At 51.8% G+C, this 11,328-nt stretch carries 7 protein-coding genes; all 7 read right to left on the reverse strand.

What is annotated here, in order from left to right:
* Positions 1-18 precede the first annotated feature (18 nt).
* Positions 19-2,400, reverse strand: a complete 2,382-nt coding sequence (ppsA, locus tag FD32_RS01635; protein WP_056962091.1) for a phosphoenolpyruvate synthase — start codon at positions 2,398-2,400, stop codon at positions 19-21.
* A 348-nt stretch (positions 2,401-2,748) separates the two neighbouring features.
* The gene (gene whiA, locus FD32_RS01640) at positions 2,749-3,687 is read right to left on the reverse strand and encodes a DNA-binding protein WhiA (protein ID WP_047769323.1); all 939 of its coding nucleotides are present in this window, start codon (positions 3,685-3,687) and stop codon (positions 2,749-2,751) included.
* A 14-nt stretch (positions 3,688-3,701) separates the two neighbouring features.
* Complete coding sequence (locus FD32_RS01645) at positions 3,702-4,688, reverse strand: gluconeogenesis factor YvcK family protein (protein WP_047769321.1); 987 nt, start codon at positions 4,686-4,688, stop codon at positions 3,702-3,704.
* Positions 4,689-4,702: 14 nt separating this feature from the next.
* Complete coding sequence (rapZ, locus tag FD32_RS01650; protein ID WP_047769410.1) at positions 4,703-5,572, reverse strand: RNase adapter RapZ; 870 nt, start codon at positions 5,570-5,572, stop codon at positions 4,703-4,705.
* 77 nt (positions 5,573-5,649) lie between these two features.
* Positions 5,650-6,165 (reverse strand): 2-thiouracil desulfurase family protein, encoded by a 516-nt coding sequence (locus FD32_RS01655; RefSeq protein ID WP_047769318.1) that lies wholly within the window; start codon positions 6,163-6,165, stop codon positions 5,650-5,652.
* Positions 6,166-6,240: 75 nt separating this feature from the next.
* The gene (gene uvrA, locus FD32_RS01660) at positions 6,241-9,105 is read right to left on the reverse strand and encodes an excinuclease ABC subunit UvrA (protein ID WP_047769316.1); all 2,865 of its coding nucleotides are present in this window, start codon (positions 9,103-9,105) and stop codon (positions 6,241-6,243) included.
* A 14-nt stretch (positions 9,106-9,119) separates the two neighbouring features.
* Complete coding sequence (uvrB, locus tag FD32_RS01665; RefSeq protein WP_047769314.1) at positions 9,120-11,165, reverse strand: excinuclease ABC subunit UvrB; 2,046 nt, start codon at positions 11,163-11,165, stop codon at positions 9,120-9,122.
* Between the last annotated feature and the right edge of the window lie 163 nt (positions 11,166-11,328).

Here is an 11,328-nt window from a genome sequence, read left to right on the forward strand (position 1 = left end):
ATTTTCCTTTCTTCTGTCTTACCAGTTAATTTCACTATCTAATTGCCGGCCACGACCAGTCGCCTGGTCAAGGAGGAGCCGTTGCTCAAAGTGGGCCACGTTTTTCTTAGTTTCCTTGACCATATCTGGATTGACGGATACGCAGTCGATCCCGCTACGAATCAGGAACTCAGTAAATTCTGGATATTCCGAAGGGGACTGGCCACAAATTGAAACCGTCTTGCCATCGCGGTGGGCAACCGTGATGAGGTGGAAGATGGCCCGCTTGACTGCTAAGTTCCGTTCATCGAACAGTGGCGAAACGTTGTCGTTATTGCGATCACAGCCAAGGATCAGCATCGACAAGTCGTTAGAACCAATCGAGTAACCATCAACGTAGCGGTTGAACTGGTCCGCCAAGATAATGTTGGATGGGATCTCCGCCATCATGTAAACCTTGAAGTCAGCACTTCGCTTCAGACCATTTTCAGCCATTAATTCAGTTATCTTGGCCATTTCATCGACCGTCCGGACAAAGGGAATCATGACGTTTAAGTTGGTCAGGCCGAGTTCTGTCCGGACCTTCTTCACCGCCGCCAGTTCGAGTTTGAACGCTTTGATGAAGTGAGGATCGTAGTAGCGAGCCGCTCCCCGCCAGCCGAGGAGGTCGGCAGGTTCATGCGGTTCAAACTCTTCGCCACCCTTTAAGTGGCGGTACTCACCGGACTTAAAGTCCGAGAAGCGGAGGATCATTGGCCGGGGCGCCATCGCCCGGGCAACCTTCGCAATTCCGGCGGCAAGGCCATTGACAACCTTTTCCGGATGCCCCGTCTTGATTAGGTAGAGGGGGTGTTCATGAATGGTGGTTGTCCAGATGAATTCTTCCCGCATCAGGCCAATCCCGTCCGCCGGCTGACTAGCATACCGTTTAGCAAGGTCGGGGTCACCCAGGTTCATCATTACCCGGGTAGCTGTCGGGGCAAAGTATTCGACTGCCGCTGCAGGTGTCGTAGATATTTGCTCCTTTGGTGCCAGTTCCTTCGTGAGGTCCCCAGTATAGACAACCCCGTTTTTGGCATCCACCGTTACCTGGTCACCGTCATGGAGGACATCCATCGCCGCGGTCCCACAAGCGGCGGTCCCTACCAAGCATGGAATCTGCATTTCCCGCGAAACAATTGCCGCGTGACAGGTCATCCCCCCGTTATTAGTAATAATGGCGGCCGCCTTCTTCATCGCGGGAACCCAGTCCGGGGACGTCATTTGGGTCACCAGGACCTCGTCATCTTTGAAATTATCAATGTCTGCTGGGTCGGCAATTACGTGAACCTTCCCACTGGCTAAACCAGGGCTGGCTGGTAATCCCTTTAGAATTGGCTGGGCATCCTTCATCATTTTCTCCCCCGTTTCCTTCTTTTCTTTTTTCTTATTCGACCACACCGTTTCTGGACGGGCCTGCACTAGCCATAACTTGTTGGTTGGTCGGTCGAGGGCAAATTCCATGTCCATGTAACAGCCATAGTGCTTTTCAATCTGCTTGGCGTAACCGGCAAGCTCTTTGACCTGGTCGTCGGTAAGGGCAGGCTGGCTAGCGCGGTCGGCTGGTACTTCCTGTTCAAAGGTGCCACCGCCGGGACTTTGCAGAAGTTCAACGGGCTTGTTAGTAATTGTCCGGTCAATAATCTCCCCGCTATCCTTATCGATGACGTAGTGGTCCGGGGTCACCTTGCCCAGGACGATGTATTCACCCAGGCCCCAGATGGCGTCGATTACCATCTGCTGGTCATTCCCGTTTGCCACATTAACTGAGAACATGATTCCCGCTGCTTTAGAGAAGACCATCATCTGGATTGCGGCTGATAGGGCCACCTTTTCGTGAGGGAAATGCTGCTTATGCCGGTAGTAAGTTGCCCGGTCAGTAAAGAGCGATGAGTAGCACTCCTGGACCTTCTTAACAACCAGGTCGGCTCCCTGAACGTTGAGGTAGGTTTCCTGTTGACCAGCAAACGACGCATTTGGAAGGTCCTCAGCGGTGGCACTGGACCGCACCGCCACGAAGGGGTCCGTTTGCCCCATCTTGACCGCCAACTGCTGGTAAGCTTTCTTAATCGTCGTTGCTAGCTCGGTTGGCATTTCCGCATTGACAATCAGTGAGCGGATATTGGCACACACCGTATGCAATTCATCAGTATCCTCATAGTCCTTGATTGTCGCCAGCAACTGGTTGATTTGTTCGTTCAAACCAGTTGCCGTCATAAATGCCTTGTAAGCATAGGTCGTTGTCGCAAAACCGTACGGTACCGGGATCTGGGTCGCCGAGGTTAGCTCCCCGAGAGAGGACGACTTACCACCAACGAGGTCTACATCCTGGCGATGTAATTCATCAAACCATAAAACATCCTTTTGCTCTCGCTCTACCATTGCAGCATCTCCTTTTCTTGAGTGTGCTTATTTCCTAACTGGTATTTGCCAAACTGTCAACTATATTCTTTAAAAGTGTCTATTTGGGCAACGGTTTGCACTGGCGTGGTGACACGATGGGAAGATTAGTAAACTTTTTCTTTTTTTACCATTTTTACCGGGTCTTGTTCATTTAGTAATTTGGATTCTTTTCCAAAAAATATAATTGGTATGGTTGAATCTTCTTTATTTATCAGTGAAATAAATGAATTGGTCTAATTAGCAGTACGTAATAAAGTAAAAAAGACGCCATGGACTTGGTAAAATTTCCAATCCATGACGTCTTTTATAAGGTGTCCTGAGTGATTATTAAATTGTCTTGCTTGTCCGCAGCTCATCAGCGTACGCATTTAGCTTCCGCAAACGGTGGTTGACCCCGGACTTCGAGATGGGCCCACCAGGAACAAGCTGCCCAAGCTCCTTCAGACTAACCTCCTGGTGGTTCAGCCGCGTCTGAGCAATCTCGCGGAGCTTATCCGGTAGGCTTGCCAGTCCAACTGTATTCTCAATCAGCTTAATGTTTTCAATCTGCCGCGTTGAGGCGTTGGCAATTTTATTCATATTGGCGTTCTCGCAATTAACTAGGCGGTTAACTGAGTTCCGCATATCCCGAACGATCCGGACGTTTTCAAACTGGAGCATCGAATTTGTCGCCCCAATGAGGGACATGAAGTTAGCAATCTTTTCGGCTTCCTTCAGGTAAACGATGTAGCCACTTCGTCGGGCCGTCGTTTGGGCGTTCAGGCCGAACTTGTTCATCATCTGAGCGATCATCTCGTTGTGTTCCTCATACAAAGAATAAATCTCCAGGTGGTAACGGGAGGTCTCCGGATTATTAACCGATCCCCCAGCAAGGAAGGCCCCCCGCAGGTAGGAGCGGACCATCCATTCGTCCTTCAGCAAGTCTAACGGTACCCGTTCCTTGATCTGCAGGTTCTGTAAGATCCCCAGATCATCTAAGACCCGCTGGGCGGAATAACGAAGGCGGACGATGTACTGGTTGTTCTTTTTCAGTTTCATCTTCCGGCGAACCACGATATCACTCTCCACGTGGTAAAACTGCTTCAGCAGGGAGTAAATCCGCCGGGCAATTGCCGGGTTTTCCGTCTGAATATTAAGGACCAGCTGGTGGTTGGCAATGGCAATGCTACCGTTCATCCTAATCAGCGCCATCAGTTCCGCCTGCGCATTCTTTTGGTGAACCTTGATTGACGTTAATTCCTTCTTGACATCACTGGCGTATGACAAGGCGGTCCCCTCCTTTAATCGTGGACTTCATGCAAGCGATTCAGTAATTCAGCAACGACCCGGTCACGGTCATGAAAGGCTCCGTTGTCTTTTAAGCGTAGGAAGTTGGAGCTGATTACCCGGCAACCTTGCTGGCGCAGTCCTTGGAAGTCATGACCGACCGGCTGTGAAATCTCATTCCACTGCTTAAAGTCCAAGTAGTTCTTCGGTACTGGCTGGATGTTTACCAGGACAGTATCAATAAAATTCTTCCCCAGGTGGTCGTTTAAGACCCGGACGTGGTCGGCATCGGTAAAGTGGTCCGTCTCGCCCTTTTGGGTCATGATGTTACAGATGTAGACGACTTCCGCCTTGCTCTGACAGACCGCGTCGCCAACCTCCTTAATCATCAAATTGGGCAGGATACTGGTAAACAAACTCCCGGGCCCGATTACAATCTGGTCAGCTTCATGAATTGCCTGAATGACTTCAGGAACCGGTTTAACCGGGTGGCCATCCTGGTCGTTGGAAGGGGTGACCCAGACTCGCTTGATCTGCTTGTGGGCGGCGGAGATTTCTGATTCACCGCTGAGCTTCGTGCCGTCGGTGAACTCCGCATTCAGGGTCAGCGGCTCATTGGCTACCGGATAAATGTGGCCCCGGATCCGCATCATACTGGATAGTTCTTGAACGGCGGGGAAGATACCGTCTTTCATCTCCGAAAGGGCCGAAATAATTAGATTACCGATGGCGTGACCAGCAAAGAACTGGTCCGAACTCCGGAAGCGGTACTGGAAAACATCCAATTCCAGCTGGGGTAACTCCGATAAAGCCACCAGGACATTCCGGATATCACCCGGCGGGACCACGTTGATATAATTACGCAAGATTCCTGACGACCCACCATCATCGGCAACGGTAACAACGGCGGTCACGTCCGCATCCTGGTCTCTTAAGCCCCGCAAGATGACAGGTAACCCCGTTCCACCACCAATCACCACTATTTTCGGTTTATGGAACATTAAATCTCTCCTTCCTATTTTGCCTTGTCCGCGTCACGGTGGTACAAGTTAACATGGTACCCAGCCGTTTGCAGGTCCTTTGCAAGCCGGTTGGCAATTGTCACTGAGCGGTGTTGCCCCCCGGTACAACCGATGGCGACCGTTAAACTACTCTTCCCTTCCCGAATGTACCCTGGTAAGGCATTTTTCAAAAGAGAGAGGAGGTGGGCATAAAACTCCTGGGCCCCCTTATTTTTCATCACGTATTCCTGAACCGCCCGATCATTCCCGGTCAGGTGCTTGAGTTCCGGAATATAGAAGGGGTTCGGCAAAAATCGCACGTCCATCACAATGTCGGCATCCAAGGGGAGCCCGTATTTAAAGCCGAATGACATCACTTCGATGAAGAAGTTGCTACCTTCACCATGACTAAAGAGCTTATTAATCCTTAACTTAAGGTTCCGCGGGGTTAGGTCAGTCGTATCAATGATCACATCCGCCCGGCTCTTTAACTCGGTCAACAATTTTCGTTCCCGTTCAACCCCATCCAAGATTCTTCCCTGGCGTGCCAAGGGGTGGAGACGGCGCGTTTCCTTATAACGGGAAACCAGGGTGACGTTATCGGCATCGAGGAAGAGAACCCGAACGGCCAGGTCATCGCGCTGGCGCAGCTTTTTCAGGCTCGGTAAAACCTGGTCATAAAAACCACGGGAGCGTAAATCGGTAACCATCGCAATCTTATTGAATTCCCCCGATTCTTCAATCACGTCTACGAACTTTTCGGCTAAACTAGGCAACATATTATCAATCACGAAGTAGCCAAGGTCCTCAAAGATGTGGATGGCCAGTGTCTTACCGGCACCACTCATCCCAGTGATGATTACGACTTTCATTTTCTCCGTCATCATCAATCCCCTCTCCTCTTAATACAATACTTAGCAATTGTAACACATCATGCCGGGCGTGTCCTCTCCGGACCCCCTTATGACCGTAAATTATCGTTTCCCAGCAGGTCAACCGTCCCCTGGTCCAAGTATGGTCGTAAGGTATCAATAGTCAGGTCTTCATCGCCGAACACCGTAATTCCATTTTGGTGGAGCAGGGCCGCCGTAACCCCAAAGCCAGGAATCCGCCGGCCGGAGAAGGACCCGTCATAGACAAGCTTGGTTCCACAGGCGGGACTCTTTTGCTTCAAAAAGGCCACCTGAACATCATTATTCTGGGCAATCTGCAGGACCCGGTGGGCGCTGACGAGGTAGCGTTTTGTGACGTCGACCCCGTCACGGCTAACTACCCGGGCGCGACCAGCGAGGACATCATCCCCCGTTCCCCCCTGGATTTCTGCTGGGGTCCGGGGTGTCTTTAGCCCGCCCATGATCTCTGGACAAACCGTAATCGCCTTTCCCAACGCCACCAACTTAACCGCTAAGTTGTTTTGCGCGTTTCCACCATCGTAGCGGACGTTAAAGCCTGCTAAACATGCACTAATCAAAATCATTTCTTGGCCACCCTGTCATTAGAAAACAAGCCCCAGTGTTTGTGGATACCAAACATTGGGGCTTAACTTACTTGCTTACTTTTTCTTCTTTGCTGCCCGCTTTTGGGCCCACTCACTGTCTCGTTCCAGCATCTTCTTCAGGTACTGGCCGGTGTAGCTTTCCTTAACTTGGGCCACTTCCTCGGGTGTTCCGGTCGCCACAACGTAGCCACCGGCGTCCCCACCTTCTGGTCCCAGATCGATCAGCCAGTCGGCCGACTTGACCACATCGAGGTCGTGCTCAATTACCAACACGGTGTTGCCAGCGTCAACTAATCGTTGGAGGACACTCAGCAGCCGTTTGATGTCATCCATGTGCAAACCGGTTGTGGGTTCATCCAGGATGTAGAAGCTCTTTCCGTGGGACTGACGGTGCAGTTCGGCGGCCAGCTTCATCCGCTGGGCCTCCCCACCAGACAGGGTCGTTGCCGGTTGTCCCAGGTGGACGTAACCGAGGCCGACGTCTTCAATGGTTTGCAATTTCCGCCGAATCTTTGGGATTGCGCTGAAGAACTTGAGGGCCTCAGACACTGTCATATTCAGCACCTGGGCAATGTTCTTCCCCTTGTATTCCACTTCCAGGGTCTCGGAATTATAGCGGGTGCCGTGACAGACCTCACACGGGACGTAGACATCCGGGAGGAAGTTCATCTCAATCTTGAGGATTCCATCACCATGACAGGCTTCACACCGGCCGCCCTTAACATTGAAACTGAAGCGCCCCTTGGTGTAGCCCCGTACTTTCGCCTGGTTAGTCTGGGCAAAGAGTTCCCGAATATCATCAAAGACACCCGTGTAGGTTGCCGGATTACTGCGGGGGGTCCGCCCAATCGGTGACTGGTCAATATCAATCACCTTTTCAATATTCTTGATTCCGCTAATCGAGCCATACTTTCCTGGCTTGGCGGAATTGTGGTTAAGCTTTTGGGCCAGCACCCGCTTGAGAATCAGGTTGACCAAAGTTGACTTCCCAGAACCAGAAACTCCCGTGACGCAGATGAACTTCCCCAGTGGAAAGTCCACATCAATTTTCTTCAGGTTGTTGGCACAGGCCCCCTTCAAAATCAGGTGCTTGCCATTGCCTGGGCGTCGCTCTGTGGGCACCGGAATGAATTTTTTACCCGCCAGGTACTGACCAGTCAGCGACTTGCGTGACCGCATGACCTGCTTCGGGGTGCCAGCAGCCATGACCTGCCCACCGTTTTCCCCGGCGCCCGGGCCAATGTCAATGATGTAATCAGCTGCCCGCATTGTGTCCTCGTCGTGTTCAACCACAATCAGGGTATTACCCAAATCACGCATGGCCTTTAAGGATGAGATCAGACGGTCATTGTCTCGCTGGTGGAGTCCAATTGATGGTTCGTCGAGCACGTACATTACCCCGGAAAGGTTGGAACCAATCTGGGTCGCCAGCCGAATCCGCTGGGCCTCCCCACCGGAAAGTGTCCGCGCCGACCGGCTTAGTGTCAAATACTCAACCCCGACATTCTTCATAAAGGTCAGCCGGTCGAGGATCTCCTTTAGGATGGGACGGGCAATCTGCTCGTTTTGTGCCGACAGTTTAACCCCCTTGAAGAAGTCAATTGCCTTACTAATTGAAAAATCGGAAACCTGACCAATGTTTTTCCCGTCAATCTTGACGGCTAGTGCCCGCTGGTTTAGCCGGTAGCCGTGACAAGCTGGGCATGGCAGCTCGGTCATGTACTTACGCATCTGTTCCCGGGTAAAGTCAGAATTAGTCTCCTTGTAACGGCGGCTAACGTTATTAACGACCCCTTCAAACGGGACATCAACGTCGCGAACGCCCCCAAAGTCGTTCTCGTAGTGGAAGTGGAACAGCTTGTCACCATTCCCGTAAAGGACCTGCTTCTGCTGCTTCTTAGGCAGCTTGTTAAACGGCGTGTCCATGTCAATCCCAACTGACTGACAGAACTGGGCTAACAGGGCCGGGTAGTACTGGGACGAGATGGGGTTCCACGGGACCATTGCCCCTTCGTTAAGGGTCTTTGTCCGGTCGGGAACAACCAGGTCAACATCGACCTCCAGTTTTGAACCGAGCCCCTCACACTCCGGGCAGGCCCCCATTGGTGCGTTAAAGGAGAACAGACGGGGCTCCAACTCGCCAACCGTAAAGCCACAGATTGGGCAGGCGTACTTCTCGGAGAACGGAATCGGGTCGCCCCCGATGACGTCGGCAATTGCGTATCCACTGCTCAAACGCAGGGCTGCCTCAAAGGAGTCAAACAGGCGCGAACGGATTCCATCCTTCACAATGGTTCGGTCGATTACCACGTTGATGGTGTGCTTCTGGCTCTTATTAAGTTCGGGAACCTCATCCAAATCGTAGGTCTCACCATCGACCTGGACCCGGACAAAGCCCTCCCGCTTGATGGTCGCGAGTACTTTCTTTTGGGTTCCCTTCTTCGCCCGAACAACTGGTGACAGGATCTGCAGGCGGGTCCGTTCGGGTAATTCAAGGACCCGGTCCACCATCTGTTCGGCGGACTGGCTGCTAATCGGGATGTGGTCGTTTGGACAAATGGGCGTCCCCACCCGGGCCCACAGGAGACGAAGGAAGTCGTTAATTTCCGTCACCGTCCCCACGGTCGACCGGGGGTTATGGGAAGTTGTCTTTTGGTCAATCGAGATTGCTGGTGAGAGGCCATCAATCGAGTCGACATCTGGTTTATCCATCTGTCCTAAAAACTGCCGGGCGTAAGCGGATAGGCTCTCCACGTACCGGCGCTGCCCTTCCGCATAAAGGGTATCAAAGGCCAGCGAGCTCTTTCCGGATCCCGATAGACCGGTGATGACCACTAGCTTATTCTTCGGAATCTTAACGTCAATGTTTTTCAGGTTATGAGCCCGGGCCCCATGGATTATGATCTTATCATTTGCCAAGAAGTATCTCTCCTTTACTTAACCTTCCGACCAGGTTTGGTCTTCTTTCCCGTCATCTGGGCCTTTAATTCCATTACCGTATCACGCAGGGTCGCCGCCTGCTCAAAGTCGAGCCGCTTAGCTGCCGCCTGCATCTGCTCAGTCAGTTCAGCAACCATTTTTTGTTGGGCATCCTTAGATAACTTAGCGAAGTCCTTGGTCGTAAACTCGCTCTCGTCTTCCTTCTTGCCGGTGTCTTCCGTCTTCTTCGTTGCCGAGATGGCCTCTTGAATTGGCTTGACGATCGTGTGCGGCGTGATGTGGTGCTCTTCGTTGTACTTCATCTGAATGGACCGCCGCCGCTTGGTCTCGTCAATCGCCTTCTGCATTGAGTCGGTTACCGTATCGGCGTACATAATCACTGCACCGTGTTCGTTTCTGGCGGCCCGCCCAATCGTTTGAATCAGGGACCGCTCGTTCCGCAGGAAGCCTTCCTTATCCGCATCGAGGATGGCAACCAGGGAGACCTCGGGAACGTCTAGTCCTTCCCGGAGCAGGTTGATTCCGACCAGGACATCGAACTTACCAAGACGGAGGTCACGGATAATCTGCGTCCGCTCCAGGGTCTTGATATCGCTGTGCAGGTACTTGACCTTTAAACCGAGGTCCTTCAGATAGTCCGTCAAATCCTCAGACATCTTTTTGGTCAAAGTCGTCACGAAGACCCGCTCATGGCGTTCAACCCGCTTATTGATCTCACCGACTAAGTCATCAATCTGGCCCATTACCGGCCGGACTTCAATTGTTGGGTCCAAAAGACCGGTTGGCCGAATAATCTGTTGGGCAACGTGGTCGGTCTGGTTTAACTCGTACGGTCCCGGAGTTGCCGACATGTAAACCACCTGGTTGACCCGTTGTTCAAATTCATCAAGCTTCAGCGGCCGGTTGTCAAGGGCACTGGGTAAACGGAAGCCATAGTCAATTAGCATCTGTTTCCGGGCTCGGTCCCCGTTGTACATCCCCCGAACCTGCGGCATCGTCTGGTGCGATTCGTCAACCACCAGCAGGAAGTCCTTCGGGAAGAAGTCCAGGAGGGTAAACGGCGGCTCACCAGGTTGGCGACCATCCATGTAGCGGGAATAGTTTTCGATACCGTTCGTGTAACCCATTTCCCGCATCATCTCAATATCATAGGTGGTTCGCTGTTGAATTCGTTCGGCCTCCAAGAGCTTCCCCTCGTCGGTAAACTTCTTGACCTGCTTCTTCATGTCCTCTTCAATTTCTGGAAGGGCCCGGTCCATGACCTCATCACTGGTCATAAAGTGGGTAGCGGGGAAAATGGAAACCTTATCACTGTCACCAATGACTTCCCCGGTCAGGGCGTCAACCTCCCGAATCCGGTCAATCTCGTCACCAAAGAACTCAATCCGCAGGGCCCGCTCGTCACGCGAAGCTGGAAAGATTTCCACAACGTCGCCATGAACCCGGAAACGGCCCCGTTGGAAGTCAATGTCATTCCGGTCAAACTGGATGTTGACGAGGTCGCGTAACAGTTTATCCCGTTCAATCTGCTGACCAACGTGAAGGGAAATAACACTGTTCTGGTATTCCCGAGGATCCCCCAAACCGAAGATACTGGAAACGGAGGCCACGACGATTACGTCATTGCGTTCCAGTAAGGAGGTCGTGGCGGCATGACGAAGCTTATCAATTTCATCATTAATCGAGGCGTCCTTCTCAATATAGGTGTCACTAGAAGGCACGTAGGCTTCTGGTTGGTAGTAGTCATAGTAAGAAACGAAGTATTCAACCGCATTGTGGGGGAAGAACTTCTTCATTTCGCCGTAAAGCTGCCCAGCCAGGGTCTTGTTGTGGGATAAAATCAAAGTCGGCTTATTCACGTTAGCAATCACGTTGGAAATGGTGAACGTTTTCCCTGTCCCGGTAGCCCCCAGCAGGATCTGGGCCTTATCACCGTCCTGGATTCCCTTGGTTAACTGGGCAATTGCCTCCGGCTGGTCCCCGGTCGGCTGATAATCGGAAACAAGTTCAAACTTTTTATCTGGTTGTCGGTAAATCACAAAACTTTCCTCCCCAAAGCCAATTTTACTTTATTCGCGAACGGTCTAAAGGGCTGATTTCTCAGTCATTTATCCCCTTTTGCACCATTTAAGTTTATCATGCAAACATGCATTCGTCTATTAATCTGCAAATCTGAAAAACGCCAGTATTCGGCGAAAAACC

It is taken from the genome of Limosilactobacillus panis DSM 6035 (assembly GCF_001435935.1).
Taxonomy (GTDB): Bacteria; Bacillota; Bacilli; order Lactobacillales; family Lactobacillaceae; genus Limosilactobacillus; species Limosilactobacillus panis.